The following is a 16,611-nucleotide window of genomic DNA, read 5'->3' on the forward strand; positions in this document are numbered from 1 at the left end:
GCATAGTCCCTGAATCGAAAGATTCAGGGACTTTTTGCATTTATTTTCCAGTGAAAATGCAAACCGGACTCCTTTCTTTCTCTGATATATTTATTATCTCACAGGCTCACGTTTATCTCATCGGCGTTTCTTACAGGATTTAATCCTGAGGAGTTAACTGATATTAAACTATTATCTTTAACTAAATAGAATGGTTATCAGTTTGAATTTATCAAAGAATAAGTATATCCAGACATCCAGGGAATACTTTGTATCAAATTGAAAAATTTGTGTGTTCAGATAAACCTGCAAAGTACTAATAAAGCTCATAATAAATGAGTACTAAAATTCTTAATCCAGTTCAATAAGTTGTCAGATTACAGATGCAAGTTCCAATAAAATACCATAAAGTCTCAATTTGGAATAATCACAAAGATCATCATTATGAAATTCTCATTGGATATACTGGACTGGCGGGCAGTGGCTCCGGGAGTCGATAGTTGTGAGCACTGGATCCAATGGGCTCAGTGCTCAGATATAAATACATTTTCCGGTGAGAACCCCAAAAGCCAGCAAATTCCAATGATGTCAGCACGTCGAATGAGTACCGGCAGTCGTTTTGCTGTTGATGCCGGGCTTGCATTGCTCGTCAATAACAACGTAGATGCGGCAATTTTTACCAGCCGCCATGGTGAGCTGGAGAATACAGGGCGCATTTTGCATTCTCTGGCAGAGGAAGACGCTTTATCTCCGACTGAATTCTCCATGTCAGTACATAATACCGCAGCAGGTTGGCTTACCATTATTAGCAAAAATCCGTTGCCGGTAACCTCATTAGCAGCCGGAAAAGACAGTTTTCAGCAAGGGATACTGGAAGCTCAGTCGATGCTGGCAACCGGTGCTTCCAGCGTCATGCTGGTCGATTTTGATGGTGAAATCCCCGATATATATAACGAATCGGTAAATTCTGAGTTTCTACCTTACGCTGTAGCAATAATATTAACTTCTGGCGATAGTTTGCAGTGCCAGCGTATTTCATTGCCGGGTGAGGATCTGAATTCAGAAATTCCGCAGAGTCTGCAATTTCTGCGAGGTTATCTTTCTTCCTCTTCTTTATTCAATGTCAGTGCAGATAGCCGCCATAGCTGGCAATGGGTTCGGGATTTGTGATGAGAGAAACGCTAGTACCCGAAGAAAAGTCTTCTCTGGTAAATCGCATCTGGCGATGGCTGGTAACTGGATTCTTTTTCGCACTTTTCGGAATTGGCGGGCTGTTGCTTTCTATTATCTGGTTTAATCTGTTGCGACTGATCATCCGGCAACCCGACAGATTGCACCGAATGACGCTAAACAGCATCCGTAATAGTTTTAGGTTTTTTCTGAGTGGATTACGGAGGGTGGGAGTGATGGATTACCGGTTTACCGGTGATGAAAAGTTTCAGCAAGATACCGGGTGTCTGATCGTGGCGAATCATCCCAGCCTTCTTGATTATGTGATCCTGGCATCCCGGATGCCGCGTTGTGACTGCATCGTCAAACAGGCTTTGTTGCAAAACCCATTCTTAAGCGGAGTGATAAAAGCGGCGGGCTACCTGATTAACTCTGGGTCTGACGCTCTGTTGCAGGCCTGTGAAACCCGGTTGCAAGCAGGCGGTACGCTGTTAATTTTCCCGGAAGGAACGCGCTCCTTACCTGAGAAACCGATGACGCTGCAGCGTGGTGCCGCTAACATTGCTCTGAGGGCGGGGTGTGATGTCAGGATTGTCCATATTTCATGTCAGCCACCCATGCTGACAAAAAATGGGAAGTGGTACGAAATTCCCCGTGTAAAACCTCAGTTTGTGATTACCGTTGCCGATAAGGTAAAGGCTGAAGACTTTTTAGATGAAAGCGATCTTTCACCTGCTTTGGCTGCACGGCGTCTGACGCAGTATTTGTGCACTGAGTTGATGCGCAGCAATATGCAAAATAATGAGAATTAAGTCATGGATTCATTAAGTAACGACATAAAAGCACTTATCATTGAGACGCTGAATCTGGAAGGAATGACGCCAGATGAGATAGAGACGCAGGCCCCACTTTTTGGTGACGGATTAGGGCTGGATTCTATTGATGCCCTTGAGCTTGGTCTGGCATTAAAGAAGCAATACGGTGTGATCCTTTCGGCGGAAAGTCAGGAAATGCGCGAGCACTTTTATTCTGTTGAAAGTTTGGCCAGATTTATATCAGTACAGCGTGGTTAAAGAGATTCCTATGCAGAAGCAAGAAATTTACCAGCAGATTAGCGCGTTATTAGTCAAGCTATTTGAAATCGATGAAGATGATATCCGCCCGGATGCAAAACTCTATGAGGATTTGGAATTAGACAGCATTGATGCTGTTGATCTGGTGGTTCATTTGCAGAAAATCACTGGCAGAAAAATTAAGCCTGAAATGTTTAAATCTGTTCGCACCGTTCAGGATGTTGTTGATGCCATAGATGAATTACTTAATTCCCCGGCGCCATAGTATGTGTGGGTATCTTTTTTGTGGATAAACCCCGGCGCTTCTCATTTTCTCAGGTTGCGAAGATTGCCCGCTGGGCGATGCCGGTGGCGGTTATTGTCTATCCGCTAGCCGTATGGTGCGGTTTAAAAAGTTGGGGAATTAGCGTTCTGGCACCTGTGCTGATTGCTGTCTTTATTCTGCGATTACTGACTTTTCGCGGAAAATTATCCCAGTTAACTTTTTTTGGAAAAGCGATTGCGGCCTCAGGGATTGTGCTGGTCGCCAGCAGCCTTTTATTACGCGAAACCTCTATGCTGTTGTATTACCCGGTCGCGGTAAATGCTTTATTACTGGGGGTATTTTTCAGTTCCTTATACGCCCGGCAATCTTTGGTTGAACGTCTTGCGCGACTGAATGAACCCGATTTACCGCCCGAAGGTGTTGTTTATACACGCCGTGTCACCCAGGTCTGGTGCATTTTTTTTCTGTGGAATGGATCATTTGCTTTATATACCTGCCTGAAAGGCGATATGGCCCTATGGGCTCTTTACAACGGCGGGATCAGTTATCTGCTGATTGGCTTATTAATGGGTATTGAATGGATAGTCAGAAAGCGTCTGCGCCAGCCATGACGCTGCCAATGTGCAAATGGCTAAGCACGGAAAGAGCAGATGATTATCTGGTTGCCTGGAGCGAAAGCCGGGAATGGCGTCAGTGTGATTTCCGCCAGGACGTATTATCTCTGCTGACTCATATCAGCGCGACATCGCATACCCGCTGGGCATTGTGTTTTGAAGATAACTATTCATTTGCCGTGGCGCTGCTGGCAGTGCTTTACAGCGGTAACACGCCGGTTTTACCTGGACATTTTCGCCCGGCCGTTCTGGCTGAACAACGCGATGAATTTGATGCGTTAATTACCGATCTTGATTTGACGATTGATTGCCCTGTTCTGCGTTTGCCTTGCTCAGTGGATCAGCCATTGACTGTTTTACCCAACTGGCCAGAAAATCCCGCGCTTCACTTATTTACCTCCGGTTCGACCGGTAAACCGCAAAAAATAATCAAACCAATTACCTGTCTTGAACTGGAGAGCCAGTGGCTTTCAGCGCGATGGGGCGATCAATTCGCAGATGCACACTTTGTTGCCACCGTGGCGCCTCATCATATGTACGGCCTGAGTTTTGCTTTTATGTTGCCGCTGTCGCTTGGCCGGCCTTTTGCGACGAAAAGTGTGGAGTATCACGAACAGTTGCAGTCACTTGCCAGTAAAAATACTTTGGTGCTGACCAGCAGCCCGGCCTTTCTTAAACGCCTTGATCCGGCTTTGGAGCCAACTCACTGCCGGCATGTCTTTTCTGCCGGAGGCCCGCTAAGTAATGAGGCCGCCTTGCTGGTAGAAAATGTCTGTGGTTGTCTGCCGACAGAAATCTATGGCACCAGCGAAAGCGGCATTATTGCTTTTCGTACGCAACATCAGCCAGACGAAGCCTGGACGCTTTTTGAAAATATCCGATTCTCTTCCTGTGCTGATGGCAATATTTCCCTGATTTCTCCGCTGATCCCGCAACCGGAAGGCATGATCCTCAGTGATAAAATCCAGCTATTGCCCGCCGGACAACGCCAGTTTGTTCTTTTAGGCCGTAAGGATCGGATCGTTAAGATTGCAGAGCAGCGGATCTCACTGACTGAAATTGAGCAGCGTTTGTGTGCGTTGGATCTTTTAAGCGACGCCAGCGTGCTGACACTCGAAAAACAGGGGCGGCTTTATATCGCAGCCGTACTGGTATTAAGTCACGGCGGAGAGCTGTTATTACAGGCGCAGGGGCAGGCCGCGCTGCTTGGGCAGATTCGCCTGACGCTGCACCAGTGGTTATCGCCGGTCTCTGTGCCGCGATACTGGCGTCTGGCGTCTGCCATTCCTCTTAACCAGCAAGGCAAACGCGCGACTGCTGAATTACAGGAACTGTTCTTATGATTTTGCCGCAAGTGCTGAACCAGCAACTCGTCAGCGACACCCGTCTGCTTCTCACGTTCCGGTTGTCTGCGGATTTATTCTGGTTTAAAGGCCATTTCCCGTCGTCTCCGATTTTGCCTGGCGTGACACAGGTGAACTGGGCCATGGGCTACGCCGAAGAACTTCTGGGGCTGGATAAAGCGTTTTCCGGCATGGAAGTGGTGAAATTCCAGCGACCACTTTTGCCTGAAGAAACCGTAGATTTGCACATCGACTGGCTGAAAGAAAAAAACCGGCTGGTATTCCGGTACAGCGTAGGTGATGCCGTCGCCAGCAGTGGAAAAATTACCTTATGTCCATAATGCTGTCAGTTTCTTTTTCTCCCTGCCTGATTATTCCCTGCTACAACCACGGGCCGATGATGGCCGGTGTACTGGAGAGTCTCCGGCCATTCGGTTTGCCCTGCATTGTGGTGGATGATGGCAGCGACGAGCAGACAGCAGAAGAGTTGCAACGCCTGGCCAGTGTGACGCCGTGGATGAGCCTGACGCGATTAACTGTAAATCAGGGGAAAGGTGGGGCTGTGATGGCGGCCCTGCGGCTGGCCGTTGAAAAAGGCTTTACGCACGCCTTACAGGTGGATGCCGACGGCCAGCATCAGCTTTCAGACGTTCCCGCGATGCTGTCTGAAGCCAGAAGTCATCCGGATTGTCTGATCTCCGGACAGCCGGTTTACGATGACAGCGTGCCGAAATCGCGCCTGTATGGCCGCTATATCACCCATTTCTGGGTCTGGATTGAAACCCTGTCATTCTCAATCAAAGACAGTATGTGTGGATTTCGCGTGTATCCTCTCAAACCTTGTCTGCAACTGATGGCGGAAAAAACACTGGGTTTACGGATGGATTTCGATACGGAAATCATGGTGCGCCTTTACTGGCAGGGCACGCGCAGCCGTTTCCTGCCCACGCGGGTGACCTATCCCGAAGATGGCCTCTCGCATTTTGATGCAGTGAAGGACAATCTGCAGATTTCCTGGATGCACACGCGGCTGTTTTTTGGCATGTTGGCGCGTATTCCTTATTTGCTGCGTCAGCGAAGAAAATGTCCCCGGCACTGGTCTGCTACACAGGAACGCAAAGGATTGTGGGGTATTCGCCTGATGCTGGCGGTTTACCGGACACTGGGATATCAGGCTTTTCGTCTGCTGCTTTATCCGGTCATCACCTATTTTTGGCTTACCGGCCGCAAACAGCGCAATGCCTCTGCCAGCTGGCTGGAACGTGTCCGCGTAACGGCCGCACATCGCAATATTTCCCTGCCTTATCCGCTGAGCACTTTCCGGCATTTCATGCGGTTTGGTGAATCTATGCTGAGTAAACTGGCGAGCTGGCAGGGCGATAAAACCCTGACCGATGCGGTACTGGTCAATCCCGAAATTTGCGAATCGCATATTGCCTCGGGGCGTGGCACGGTGATCCTCGCCTCGCATTTAGGCGATATCGAATCCTGCCGCGCGATTGGCGCGCTCAATCACCGCATTACCGTCAATGCGCTGGTATTTACCGAACATGCCGAGCGGTTCAATCAGGTAATGAAAGAGATTAATCCGCAGGCCGTGGTTAACCTTATCCAGGTAAGCAAGATGGGGCCGGAGACCGCCATTTTATTGCAGGAAAAACTGGATGCCGGTGAGTGGGTGGCGATTGTCGGCGACCGGACATCTGCCAGTCCTCATCAGCGTGGAGAGCATGCCCGCGTGATTTACAGCGAGTTTCTGGGTGAACCCGCCGCATTCCCGCAGGGGCCCTTTATTCTGGCTGCAGCGCTACGCGCGCCCGTCATGCTGATGTTTGGCATCATGCAGCGACAGCGTCTGCATATTTACTGCGAATCTTTTGCGGATCCTCTGATCCTGCCGCGTACCAGCCGCCTGTCTGCGTTACAGTCTGCCGTCGATCACTATGCCGCACGACTTGAGCATTACAGCCTGCTGGCGCCTCACGACTGGTTCAATTTTTATGATTTCTGGCAACATCCGACGGATGTTGCCCCTGACAGGAAACCTGACTGATATGACTTCCAAACTTGATCCGCGTTTTAACGATCCGCGATTTTCTACCCGCGTTGAAATCACGGTTCCTTTCCACGACGCAGATGCAATGGGCGTGGTCTGGCATGGCAACTATTTCCGTTATCTGGAAGTCGCGCGCGAGCAGTTACTCAAGCAATTTGATTACGGTTATCGTCAGATGCAAGCGTCAGGTTATGTCTGGCCGATCGTTGATACCCGCGTGAAATATATCGCGCCGCTGCTCTTTGAACAGCGTATTGCCGTTCATGCGCAGCTTGAGGAAATCGAAAACCGTTTGCGCATCGGCTATCAGATTTACGACATCGAAACCGGTAAACGCACAACGACAGGTTACACGTTACAGGTCGCGGTAGACGCTGCCACCAAAGAAATGTGTTTTGTCTCGCCGCAGGTTCTTTTTGATAAAACAGGAGTCAGCCTGTGAAAGCCTTTTTGCTATTTGTACTGACGGTTTTCAGCGTAACGGCAAACGCTGTTGCCCTGGAAGAATTACAACAGCGCTTCAGCCAGGTGCCGGTACTCCGTGCTGAGTTTGCGCAGCAAAGAACCATCAGCGGGATGGCGCAACCGCTCAATTCCAGCGGAAATCTGCTGATTGCCCGGCAACAAGGGCTGTGGTGGCAGCAGGAAAAACCGTTCAGCCTGACATTATTACTGACTGAAAACCGCATGGTGCAAATCATGGCGGGGCAGCAGCCACAGGTGGTCACGGCGGAGACGAATCCGCAAATGTTCCAGTTTAATTCCTTGCTCAGCGCGCTGTTCCACGCAGACCGCAAGGTGCTGGAAGAGAATTTTTCGCTTGATTTTACCGATCACGGTAAAGGCGCCTGGACGCTGATTCTGACGCCGAAGGTCTCGCCGCTAAACCGTCTGTTCCGCAGTATTACGCTCAATGGCGAAACCTTTCTGAACAATATCGATATTAATGACATGCAGGGAGACGCCACGCATATTCGTTTCTTCAATCAGAAAACGACGCCAGCCATGCTGACTGACGCAGAGAAACGCCATTTTGCATCCTGACCTTCATCGAAAACTGGCGCAAAGCTGGCTGCTGATTATCGTGCTACTGGTCGCGGCGCTGTTCTGGTTACTGCCACGCAGCCAGATTAACAGCAGCGTTCTGGCGCTGTTGCCGCAGCAGCAGGAAACGGATATTCCGCAGGCTTTTTCTGACGGCTTTACTCAGCGTCTGGATCGCCAGCTGATGTGGCTGGTCAGCCCGCCGCCGGGAGCGGGTATTCAGCCCGCTGCTGAGTGGCTGCAGCATTTGCAGGCGCTGCCTGAACTGAGTCAGGTACAGGGCCCGATGGACGCACAGCGTCAGCAGGAGTGGGGCACTTTCTTCTTCAAACATCGCAATGCGTTGCTCGATGACGCCACACGCCAGCGTCTGATGGCAGGTGCTGAATCGCAAAGCCAGTGGATCCTCGGCCAGATCTATTCGGCGTTTGCCGGTGTCAGCGGCAAAGAGCTGGCAAACGATCCGTTATTGCTGGTTCGTGCCTCGCAGATGGCGCAACAGCAGAGCAGCGGCGGTATGACGCTGGATCAGGGCTGGCTGATGGTCCGTGATAAAAAGGGGCGTAGCTGGTACATGGTGCATGGCGAGCTGAAGGCGTCTTCTTATGACATCACGTCGGCTAAACAAACCGTAGCGGCTCTTGGTGCGGTGAAAGAAGCTTTTGAGGCGCGCTGGCCGGGTGCAAAAGTGCTTGAGCGTGGCACGATTTTCTACAGCAATTATGCCAGCCAGCAGGCTGAGCACGATCTTTCCACGATTGGTGCGGCGTCAGTAACTGGCGTGTTTGTGCTGATTTTACTGATGTTTCGTTCGGTCCTGCCGATGCTGCTCAGCTTACTGTCAATCGCTATCGGCGCGCTGTCAGGCACGGTGTTTACCCTGTGGGTATTTGGTGAAATCCACGTGATGACATTGGTGCTGAGCACCAGCATTGTTGGTATTTCTGCCGATTACACGCTGTATTTCCTGACCGAACGGCGGGTGCATGGCGATTCCAGCACACCGCTGGAAAGTCTGAAAAAACTGTTCCCTGCGTTATCGGTGGCGCTGCTGACCACGGTGGTGGCCTATCTGCTGTTGCTGATTGCGCCATTCCCCGGCTTGCGGCAACTGGCAGTGTTTGCCGCCGCCGGGCTGAGTGCGGCCTGCATCACCGTGATGTGCTGGTATCCGTATTTGTCCAGGCGTTTGCCGACAGGGCCAGCGCCGGGGCTGACGCTGATCATGCGCTGGTTACTGGCCTGGCGCAGTCGCAAGGCTGTGCGCATTGGCCTGCCGTTACTGATTTTAGTGCTGGTGTTGGCAGGAATATCGCGGCTGAAAATCAATGATGACATTGCGGATTTGCAATCTCTTCCGGCTGGTTTGCAACTACAGGAACAGCAAATCGCCGCGCTGACCGGGCAGACGAACGATCAGAAATGGCTGGTGGTATACGGCGATAGCGCAGAGCAGACACTGCAACGTCTGGAAGCATTGCGGCCAAAGCTGGCGCAGGCTAAAGAGAAGGGGGGGATTGACGGATTCCGGGCGATCACTCTGCCTTCTCAGGCACAGCAGCAGCGGGATTTATCGCTGCTTCGCCAGCACGCACCGCAAATTATTGCGCAATTGCAGCAGGCGGGGATCCCGGTGGCGAAGCCGGATCTCAGTGCGCAGACGGTTGATGTGCCGGAATGGCGCAACAGCGTGGTCAGTGAGGGCTGGCGTTTGTTGTGGCTGTCCCTGCCGGACGGGCGCAGCGCCGCACTGATCCCGGTGAATGGCGTTCATGACAGCGCAGCCATGGCGGCGCTGGCGGCATCCATGCCGGGGACCGGCTGGATCGATCGTAAAACTGAATTCAGCGAACTGTTTTCGCAATACCGTGTTTATCTGACCTGGCTACTGGCGCTCGCCGTTGCAGTCATTGCGGTCACTTATCTCTGGCGTTTTCGCCTGCCACACGGGCTTGTTTGTCTGGTTCCGACCTTACTTTCCCTTGGGATGGGCGTCGCTGCGCTGGGCTTCAGTGGCCATAATCTTAATTTGTTTTCCCTGCTGGCGCTGATTCTGGTGCTGGGGATCGGCATCAATTACACCCTGTTTTTCACCAATCCACGCGGCACGCCGACGACATCCATGTTTGCCATTTTTATGGCTGCGGTCACCACGTTGCTGACGTTCGGTATGCTGGTGTTCAGTTCCACGCAGGCGATCAGCAGTTTTGGCATCGTGCTGAGCTTTGGCATATTAACGGCATTTCTGTTGTCGCCACTGACCTTGCCAGCTAAAAAAAGAGGACGCAAAAAATGACCCGGTTTATGCTGCCAGCTCTGACACTCCTGATTTTTATGCTTGGCGGGTGCGCGACAAATCCCCCTTCAGATACGCAGCCTCAAGCCTGGCTGAAACGCGGCGTGCAGGTGAAATTACCCGCGCCCACCCTGGATAAACCGGTCAGCCAGCAGCAGTTGCTGACAGCCACAGTGAAAGGTAAACAACAGTCTTTGCTGGTGCTGCTCAATGCAGATGGAAAGTCGTTACAGCTTGCCGGGCTTTCCCCTCTGGGGATCCGCCTGTTCAAAGTGGTCTACGATCAAACGGGGATCCACACCGAACAGGCCATGAAGATCGACGGTTTACCTCCAGCAAATCAAGTTCTGGCCGATATTATGCTGAGCTACTGGCCAGCGCAGCGCTGGCAGCCGCTGTTGCCGGCGGGCTGGAAACTGGACGATCAGCCGCTGCGCCGCACATTACTGGATAACAAGGGCAAAACGATCACCCGCATCGACTATCTGCCACAGGGCAGCGGACGTCAGCCGGTATCAATCACGCAGATGGCGTTCCACTACCAGATAACTATCCAGAATGTGGGTGACTAACATGATTTATTTTTCGGCTGTGGGCATGGTTAACGCGCTGGGAAACAGCAATGCGCAAATCGCTGCCAGCCTGACATCAGGTGCCGCGCCGGGAATGTCGTTGCAGGAAGGCTGGCTGACGGAAGAACGGCCGGTCTGGCTCGGCGCGGTGACCGGCGAACTGCCCGCGATCCCCGGCTCTCTGTCAGCGCACCGCAGCCGCAACAACCAGTTGTTGCTGGCTGCGCTGGCACAGATTGAGCCTCAGGTTCACGCGGCTGTCAGCCGGTACGGTAAAGATCGTGTCGCGGTCATTATGGGCACCAGTACCTCGGGCATTGCCGAAGGTGAAGAGGCGGTGCGCCATCTGCACCGGCATGGGCAATTTCCGTCGGGCTATGATTACCAGCAACAGGAACTGGGCGATCCTTCACTTTTTATGGCGGAGTTGCTGGATCTCTGTGGCCCGGCTTACACATTATCAACAGCCTGCTCATCCAGCGCGCGAGCGATTATCAGCGGGAAACGCCTGATTGACGCAGGGCTGGCCGACGCGGCGCTGGTGGGTGGCGCTGACAGCCTGTGCCGGATGCCGGTGAACGGCTTCAACAGCCTGGAATCTTTCTCCCGCGGACGCTGTACGCCGTTCGGGCAAGATCGTGATGGCATCAATATCGGTGAAGCCTCGGCGTTGATCCTGCTGACCCGTGAGCCCGCAGACGTCGCATTACTGGGGGCTGGCGAATCATCCGATGCGTGGCATATGTCTGCACCGCATCCGGAAGGCCTCGGCGCGGAACGGGCAATCCGCATGGCACTGGCGCAGGCCGGGCTGAGTGCGGCAGACGTGGGTTACATCAACGCACACGGTACCGCCACACCGCTCAATGATCAGGCAGAAGCCGCTGTCATACACCGGCTGTTTGGCAGCCAGACGCCGTGCAGTTCGACCAAGCATCTCACCGGCCATACGCTGGGCGCGGCGGGTGCGACAGAAGCGGCGCTGGGCTGGCTGATCCTGACGCAAAATCTTAACCTGCCGCCACAGGATTTCAGCGTGATGCCCCGTGATACCCATCTGGCGGCGATCCGGCTGGTGGAAAAAGGCGAAGCGCTGGCGAAACCCGTTATTCTCTCCAACTCGTTTGCCTTTGGCGGTAATAACGCCTGCATTGTGATCGGGAGGCCGTCATGAGTATGCTCAGCGCGGAGCATTATCTGCCGCATGAATCACCGATGGTTTTGCTGGATAAGGTACTTAGCGTCACAGAAGAGACCGCGCTGTGCAGCGTGGTGGTGTCCGAAAACAGCGTGCTGGCACCGTTTCTCAATGTCCGTGGCGCGTTACCTGCGTGGTATGCCCTTGAGCTTATCGCGCAAACGGTCGGCGTCTGGAGCGGCTGGCACGGTGCACAAAGTGGCGAACCGCCTCAGGTTGGCATGTTGCTGGGCGGCAGGGCTTTGAAATGCAGCGTGCCGGAATTTGCGGCAGGCAGTGAATTATTCATCAGCGTCTCAATGGTGCTGCGCGATGAAAAACTCGCCAGCTTCGAAGGCGTGATCTGCATTAAACAAGAAAAAGACAACCTGCAGGTTGCAAAAGGACGGCTGAATACATACCAGCCAGACAAGGATGAACTTATTAAGTTAACTCAGGGGAAACAGGAATGATGCGTTCGGTATTAGTAACCGGTGCCAGCAAAGGGATCGGCAAAGCCATTGCCAGCCAGTTAGCCGGCGATGGTTTTTTGGTGGTCATTCACTACCACAGCGATAAAGCAGGGGCAGAAAGCACCCTGCAACAGATAACCGACAACGGCGGCAGCGGGCGAATTGTGCAGTTTGATATCAGCAACCGCCAGCAGTGCCGCGACGTTATTGAAGCCGATATTGAGGCGCATGGCGCGTACTACGGTGTGATCAATAATGCCGGGATTACCCGCGACGCGGCATTTCCGGCACTGACCGACGAAGACTGGGACGGCGTGATCCACACCAATCTCGACAGCTTCTACAATGTTTTACAGCCCTGCGTGATGCCGATGATTGGGCTGCGTCAGGGCGGGCGTATAATCGCGCTTTCCTCGGTTTCCGGTATTACGGGCAACCGCGGACAGGTCAACTACAGCGCGGCGAAAGCCGGAATTATCGGTGCCTGTAAAGCGCTGTCGCTGGAACTGGCGAAACGCAAAATCACTGTTAACTGTATTGCGCCGGGGCTGATCGACACTGGCATGCTGGATATGGAAAAAACGGCACTCGATGCCGCAATGGGTATGATCCCGCTCAAACGTATGGGCCGGGCAGAAGAAGTTGCCGGACTGGCAAGCTATCTGATGTCAGATATCGCCGGTTATGTGACCCGCCAGGTGATCTCCATCAACGGAGGCATGGTATGAGCCAGCGCGTAGTCATTACCGGTATGAAAGGCATAACGGCGTTCGGCAATCATTGGGACGAGATTTCCATCCGCCTGCAACAGGGTAAAAACGCTGTCCGCCACATGGACGAATGGCTGATTTACCAGGGGCTGAATACGCATCTGGGTGCGCCGGTGGATGATTTTGTTATCCCGGCGCATTACACCCGCAAGCGCATCCGTTCGATGGGCCGCGTCTCCCTGCTGTCAACCCGTGCGGTTGAACTGGCGCTGGAGCAGGCCGGTTTACTGGAAGACCCGGTGCTGACTGACGGCGAAACCGGTATTGCCTTCGGGTCATCCACCGGCAGCACGGGTCCGGTCAGCGAATTCGCGACCATGCTGACGGAAAAGCACACTAACAATATTACCGGTACGACTTACGTGCAGATGATGCCGCACACCACAGCGGTGAATGCAGGTTTGTTCTTTGGCCTGAAAGGACGGGTGATCCCAACCTCCAGCGCCTGCACCTCGGGCAGCCAGGCGATCGGTTATGCCTATGAAGCCATCAGACACGGTTACCAGACGGTGATGGTGGCAGGCGGCGCGGAAGAACTTTGCCCGTCAGAAGCTGCTGTGTTTGACACGCTGTTCGCCACCAGCCAGCAAAATGAGCACCCTGAACTGTCGCCGCGTCCGTTTGATACGCAGCGCGACGGACTGGTGATCGGCGAAGGTGCCGGGGCACTGATCCTCGAGTCACTGGAACATGCACAGGCGCGCGGTGCGAAAATTTACGCCGAGATCGTGGGTTTTGCCACTAACTGCGACGCGTCCCATATCACTCAGCCGCAGCAATCGACGATGCAGATTTGCATCGAAAAAGCGCTGAAAAATGCCGGTATACCTGCTTCTGAAATCGGTTATATCAGTGCACATGGCACGGCCACCGACCGCGGTGATATTGCCGAAAGCCACGCGACCGCTGCGGTGTTTGGCAATCAGACGCCAATCTCGTCACTGAAAAGCTACTTCGGTCATACACTCGGTGCCTGCGGTGCACTGGAAGCGTGGATGTCGCTGGAAATGATGCGCGAAGACCGGTTCGTGCCGACTATCAACCTGACGCAGCCGGATCCGCTTTGCGGCGAACTCGACTACGTAATGGGCGAATCACGTCATATTCAGACTGAATTTATCCAGTCGAATAACTTTGCATTCGGTGGAATTAATACCTCTTTAGTTTTCCGTCGCTGGCCGTAACGATGAATTTTGCGCGTGTCATTACTGCGTCGCTGGATGACAACTTTTCGTTGTCACGTTTGCCCGCAGAATGGCTCGAAAAAAGTGAAGGGATGAATCCTGCCCGCCGCCAGCAATGGTACGCGGGCAGGGCGCTTCTGGCCGAGGCCATGTCAGTTTTCAACGGCTGTGACAACTTACCCGTCCTGCAGATTTCCGCGCAGGGAAAACCGTCTTTTGCGGATGCTTCTCTGCCACATTTCTCCCTCAGCCACAGTAAAAATCATCTGCAACTGTTGTTATGTCCGGCGGGTGAAAGTGGCGGTGATGTGGAGCAAATCCGCCCGCGCCCACGTTATCTTGACGTGGCACGCGCAGCATTCAGTGATATCGAATGTCAGTGGCTGGTGGAACAGGCTTGCCCGCAAACGGCGTTCTGGCAGCTATGGTGTCTGCGTGAGGCGTGGCTGAAACAGCAGGGTGGCAGTGTGTGGCAGATGGACAGGCTTCGCCTGGATCCAGGCAATCAGCGGTTTACTTCACAATCTGCCGCTGAAAGCCGGTTATGGTGCGCTGCGGATGAGTCCGTGATGCGCGCGCTGGCGTTGCCTGCCGGTGTCTCTGACGTTGATGAATATCGGTTTGATGCCGCGTCAGGCGGTTTTATCTGGCAGGTTTCACGGCACTGGACCCGTTTTTCCCTTTCCTGATTATTGCGCTCACATCAAAAGTCTTCTGGCAAAGCGGTCGTTTTTATCCATGAATGCGCAGTCCATACTCTCTCCAAGATTTATCTTCCTGAAACATTAAAAGAGAGAACAGTATGAGTATTCCTGCATTCGGTCTGGGCACATTCCGCCTGAAAGATGACGTGGTCAAAGCGTCCGTAGCCACCGCCGTGGAACTGGGCTATCGCGCCATCGATACCGCACAAATTTATGACAACGAAGCGGCTGTCGGCGATGCACTGGCTGAAAGCGGTGTCTCGCGTGAAGAGTTTTACATCACCACCAAAATCTGGATTGAAAACCTTGCGGCTGACAAAGTCATCGACAGCCTGAAAGACAGTCTGCGCAAACTGAAAACCGATTATGTCGATCTGACGCTGATCCACTGGCCGTCACCGAATCAGGCCGTCAGCGTGGCAGAAACAATGCATGCGCTGGTTGAGGCGAAGAAAATGGGCCTGACCCGTGAAATTGGTATTTCCAACTTTACCGTTGCACTGATGCAGGAAGCGATCGACGCGGTGGGCGCGGATCAGATTGCGACTAACCAGATTGAACTTTCACCGTTCCTGCAAAACCAGACCGTAGTCGATTTTGCCCGCCAGAACGGTATTGCCGTGACGTCTTACATGACGCTGGCTTACGGCGACGCGTTGAAAGATTCGACGATTATTGAGATTGCCGCCCGCCATAACGCAACACCTGCACAGATCGTTCTGGCCTGGGCATTGCAACTGGGTTACGCGGTGATCCCGTCATCGACCAAACGTGAAAACCTGCAAAGTAATCTGCTGGCGCAACAACTGACGCTGACAGATGCGGATATGCAGCAGATCGCTGCGCTTGAACGCAACGGGCGTCTGGTCAGCCCTGAAGGTCTGGCGCCTGCGTGGGATTGATCCACAACGCCTTCCCCTGCAAAGGGGGAGGCGCAGGCATTTAAGCTCTTCCAGCCCCAAGCTTCTCACTCAGAAAATCAATAAAACACCGGATACGTGTGCTGACGGTCTGATCGCTGTAATACACCGCGTGCAACGGCATGGCGATGCGCATAATGTCCGGCACCAGCAGTTTTACCAAATCACCCCGCGCCACATCTTCATCAGTCATAAAATCCGACAGACAGGCAATACCATTGCCCTGCAAACACAGCCTGCGCAGTGTTTCACCGCTTCCTGAACTGATAAATGGTGTGACCGTCAGTTGCTGACCGTCAGCGCACAGCAGCGGCCATTTATTCAGCGCAACCACTTCGTTAAAGCCCAGACAACGGTGTTTCAGTAAATCATCGGCGCTTTGCGGCGTTCCCCATTTTTTCAGGTAATCCGGCGAAGCCAGCACGCTGCGATAGCTCAGCATCAGTTTGCGCGCCCGCAGGCTGGAATCTTCCAGCTCACCGACGCGGATCGCCACATCCACTTTATGGTCGATCAGATTGATATTGCTCTCGGAGGAGAACAGCGCGAGCGACATCTTCGGGAAACGTTCAGTAAATTCCGCCACCAGCGGTGAAATGACATGCAAAATGACCGGCGTTGCGGCATCGATTCGCAACAGCCCCTGCGGATCGTCGCGGTTCTCCAGCAAATCATCTTCTGCAGCCGCCATCTCATGCAGGATTTTTTGTACCCGGACGAAATAGCGCTCGCCTTCGTGCGTCAGGCTGATCTGACGCGTGGTGCGGTTGAGCAGGGTGATCCCCAGCTTTTGTTCCAGACGTTTTAATGTCCGGCTGACCACTGAATTATCCTGACCCAGTTGTTCAGCGGCACGGCTGAAACTGCCACTTTCCACCACAGTCACAAACGTAATCAACTCTTCGGAACTGGCTCGCATTGTTGTTACTCCAGCATAAATAAATTGATACTTTGGTTATTTAAGTCATTTA

Annotated in this window: 19 protein-coding genes; 18 read left to right on the plus strand and 1 reads right to left on the minus strand. The window is 53.0% G+C overall.

What is annotated here, in order from left to right:
* The first annotated feature begins 423 nt into the window (after window positions 1-423).
* The 18 genes from DXU84_RS02580 (at window position 424) to dkgB (ending at window position 15,622) form a co-directional block, all read left to right on the plus strand.
* Window positions 424-1,149, plus strand: a complete 726-nt coding sequence (locus DXU84_RS02580; RefSeq protein WP_153374769.1) for a beta-ketoacyl synthase chain length factor — start codon at window positions 424-426, stop codon at window positions 1,147-1,149.
* On the plus strand, window positions 1,149-1,961 hold the full coding sequence (locus DXU84_RS02585) for a lysophospholipid acyltransferase family protein (RefSeq protein ID WP_121019615.1): 813 nt from the start codon (window positions 1,149-1,151) through the stop codon (window positions 1,959-1,961). The genes DXU84_RS02580 and DXU84_RS02585 overlap by 1 nt, the downstream gene beginning before the upstream one ends.
* A 3-nt stretch (window positions 1,962-1,964) precedes the next feature.
* Window positions 1,965-2,222, plus strand: coding sequence for a phosphopantetheine-binding protein (locus DXU84_RS02590; RefSeq protein WP_013574228.1), 258 nt, complete (start codon window positions 1,965-1,967; stop codon window positions 2,220-2,222).
* 10 nt (window positions 2,223-2,232) lie between these two features.
* Window positions 2,233-2,487: an acyl carrier protein gene (locus tag DXU84_RS02595; RefSeq protein WP_037036563.1), complete on the plus strand. Its 255-nt coding sequence runs from the start codon at window positions 2,233-2,235 to the stop codon at window positions 2,485-2,487.
* 5 nt (window positions 2,488-2,492) lie between these two features.
* Complete coding sequence (locus DXU84_RS02600; protein ID WP_223509665.1) at window positions 2,493-3,098, plus strand: hypothetical protein; 606 nt, start codon at window positions 2,493-2,495, stop codon at window positions 3,096-3,098.
* Window positions 3,065-4,444, plus strand: a complete 1,380-nt coding sequence (locus DXU84_RS02605; protein WP_225444878.1) for an AMP-binding protein — start codon at window positions 3,065-3,067, stop codon at window positions 4,442-4,444. The genes DXU84_RS02600 and DXU84_RS02605 overlap by 34 nt, the downstream gene beginning before the upstream one ends.
* Window positions 4,441-4,785 carry a 3-hydroxyacyl-ACP dehydratase FabZ family protein gene (locus DXU84_RS02610; protein ID WP_013574232.1) on the plus strand — a complete coding sequence of 115 codons (345 nt, stop codon included), beginning with the start codon at window positions 4,441-4,443 and terminating at the stop codon, window positions 4,783-4,785. The genes DXU84_RS02605 and DXU84_RS02610 overlap by 4 nt, the downstream gene beginning before the upstream one ends.
* Window positions 4,785-6,497 (plus strand): glycosyltransferase, encoded by a 1,713-nt coding sequence (locus DXU84_RS02615; RefSeq protein ID WP_370447449.1) that lies wholly within the window; start codon window positions 4,785-4,787, stop codon window positions 6,495-6,497. The genes DXU84_RS02610 and DXU84_RS02615 overlap by 1 nt, the downstream gene beginning before the upstream one ends.
* A 1-nt stretch (window position 6,498) precedes the next feature.
* Window positions 6,499-6,942: a thioesterase family protein gene (locus DXU84_RS02620; protein ID WP_013574234.1), complete on the plus strand. Its 444-nt coding sequence runs from the start codon at window positions 6,499-6,501 to the stop codon at window positions 6,940-6,942.
* The gene (locus tag DXU84_RS02625; RefSeq protein WP_112197232.1) at window positions 6,939-7,544 is read left to right on the plus strand and encodes an outer membrane lipoprotein carrier protein LolA; all 606 of its coding nucleotides are present in this window, start codon (window positions 6,939-6,941) and stop codon (window positions 7,542-7,544) included. Before DXU84_RS02620 ends, DXU84_RS02625 begins: the two co-directional genes overlap by 4 nt.
* Entirely contained in the window at window positions 7,534-9,840 is a 2,307-nt protein-coding gene (locus DXU84_RS02630; protein ID WP_153374773.1) for an MMPL family transporter, read from the plus strand. The genes DXU84_RS02625 and DXU84_RS02630 overlap by 11 nt, the downstream gene beginning before the upstream one ends.
* Window positions 9,837-10,412 (plus strand): DUF3261 domain-containing protein, encoded by a 576-nt coding sequence (locus tag DXU84_RS02635; RefSeq protein WP_015689442.1) that lies wholly within the window; start codon window positions 9,837-9,839, stop codon window positions 10,410-10,412. The genes DXU84_RS02630 and DXU84_RS02635 overlap by 4 nt, the downstream gene beginning before the upstream one ends.
* Before the next feature lies 1 nt (window position 10,413).
* Window positions 10,414-11,586 carry a beta-ketoacyl-[acyl-carrier-protein] synthase family protein gene (locus DXU84_RS02640; protein ID WP_153374775.1) on the plus strand — a complete coding sequence of 391 codons (1,173 nt, stop codon included), beginning with the start codon at window positions 10,414-10,416 and terminating at the stop codon, window positions 11,584-11,586.
* Window positions 11,583-12,062 carry a hotdog family protein gene (locus tag DXU84_RS02645; protein ID WP_013574239.1) on the plus strand — a complete coding sequence of 160 codons (480 nt, stop codon included), beginning with the start codon at window positions 11,583-11,585 and terminating at the stop codon, window positions 12,060-12,062. Before DXU84_RS02640 ends, DXU84_RS02645 begins: the two co-directional genes overlap by 4 nt.
* A complete protein-coding gene (locus DXU84_RS02650; protein WP_013574240.1) occupies window positions 12,059-12,790 on the plus strand; it encodes a 3-ketoacyl-ACP reductase FabG2 in 732 nt (243 codons plus the stop codon). The genes DXU84_RS02645 and DXU84_RS02650 overlap by 4 nt, the downstream gene beginning before the upstream one ends.
* Window positions 12,787-14,016 (plus strand): beta-ketoacyl-ACP synthase, encoded by a 1,230-nt coding sequence (locus DXU84_RS02655; protein WP_153374777.1) that lies wholly within the window; start codon window positions 12,787-12,789, stop codon window positions 14,014-14,016. The genes DXU84_RS02650 and DXU84_RS02655 overlap by 4 nt, the downstream gene beginning before the upstream one ends.
* 2 nt (window positions 14,017-14,018) lie before the next feature.
* Window positions 14,019-14,705, plus strand: a complete 687-nt coding sequence (locus DXU84_RS02660) for a 4'-phosphopantetheinyl transferase superfamily protein (protein ID WP_153374779.1) — start codon at window positions 14,019-14,021, stop codon at window positions 14,703-14,705.
* A gap of 113 nt (window positions 14,706-14,818) precedes the next feature.
* On the plus strand, window positions 14,819-15,622 hold the full coding sequence (gene dkgB / locus DXU84_RS02665; RefSeq protein ID WP_013574243.1) for a 2,5-didehydrogluconate reductase DkgB: 804 nt from the start codon (window positions 14,819-14,821) through the stop codon (window positions 15,620-15,622).
* A 40-nt stretch (window positions 15,623-15,662) separates the two neighbouring features.
* Here dkgB and yafC read toward each other — a convergent pair whose 3' ends face one another.
* Complete coding sequence (yafC, locus tag DXU84_RS02670; protein ID WP_013574244.1) at window positions 15,663-16,559, minus strand: DNA-binding transcriptional regulator YafC; 897 nt, start codon at window positions 16,557-16,559, stop codon at window positions 15,663-15,665.
* Between the last annotated feature and the right edge of the window lie 52 nt (window positions 16,560-16,611).

The sequence above is a fragment of the Rahnella sp. RcJ3 genome (assembly GCF_009498575.1).
In the GTDB taxonomy this organism is placed as follows: domain Bacteria; phylum Pseudomonadota; class Gammaproteobacteria; order Enterobacterales; family Enterobacteriaceae; genus Rahnella; species Rahnella aceris.

Excerpts from the sequence above, each read along its gene's own strand:
- DXU84_RS02580 (WP_153374769.1), top strand. The coding sequence starts at position 424 with ATGAAATTCTCATTGGATATACTGGACTGGCGGGCAGTGGCTCCGGGA.
- DXU84_RS02585 (WP_121019615.1), top strand. The coding sequence starts at position 1,149 with ATGAGAGAAACGCTAGTACCCGAAGAAAAGTCTTCTCTGGTAAATCGC.
- DXU84_RS02590 (WP_013574228.1), top strand. The coding sequence starts at position 1,965 with ATGGATTCATTAAGTAACGACATAAAAGCACTTATCATTGAGACGCTG.
- DXU84_RS02595 (WP_037036563.1), top strand. The coding sequence starts at position 2,233 with ATGCAGAAGCAAGAAATTTACCAGCAGATTAGCGCGTTATTAGTCAAG.
- DXU84_RS02605 (WP_225444878.1), top strand. The coding sequence starts at position 3,065 with ATGGATAGTCAGAAAGCGTCTGCGCCAGCCATGACGCTGCCAATGTGC.
- DXU84_RS02610 (WP_013574232.1), top strand. The coding sequence starts at position 4,441 with ATGATTTTGCCGCAAGTGCTGAACCAGCAACTCGTCAGCGACACCCGT.
- DXU84_RS02615 (WP_370447449.1), top strand. The coding sequence starts at position 4,785 with ATGCTGTCAGTTTCTTTTTCTCCCTGCCTGATTATTCCCTGCTACAAC.
- DXU84_RS02620 (WP_013574234.1), top strand. The coding sequence starts at position 6,499 with ATGACTTCCAAACTTGATCCGCGTTTTAACGATCCGCGATTTTCTACC.
- DXU84_RS02635 (WP_015689442.1), top strand. The coding sequence starts at position 9,837 with ATGACCCGGTTTATGCTGCCAGCTCTGACACTCCTGATTTTTATGCTT.
- DXU84_RS02640 (WP_153374775.1), top strand. The coding sequence starts at position 10,414 with ATGATTTATTTTTCGGCTGTGGGCATGGTTAACGCGCTGGGAAACAGC.
- DXU84_RS02645 (WP_013574239.1), top strand. The coding sequence starts at position 11,583 with ATGAGTATGCTCAGCGCGGAGCATTATCTGCCGCATGAATCACCGATG.
- DXU84_RS02650 (WP_013574240.1), top strand. The coding sequence starts at position 12,059 with ATGATGCGTTCGGTATTAGTAACCGGTGCCAGCAAAGGGATCGGCAAA.
- DXU84_RS02655 (WP_153374777.1), top strand. The coding sequence starts at position 12,787 with ATGAGCCAGCGCGTAGTCATTACCGGTATGAAAGGCATAACGGCGTTC.
- DXU84_RS02660 (WP_153374779.1), top strand. The coding sequence starts at position 14,019 with ATGAATTTTGCGCGTGTCATTACTGCGTCGCTGGATGACAACTTTTCG.
- dkgB (WP_013574243.1), top strand. The coding sequence starts at position 14,819 with ATGAGTATTCCTGCATTCGGTCTGGGCACATTCCGCCTGAAAGATGAC.
- yafC (WP_013574244.1), bottom strand. The coding sequence starts at position 16,559 with ATGCGAGCCAGTTCCGAAGAGTTGATTACGTTTGTGACTGTGGTGGAA.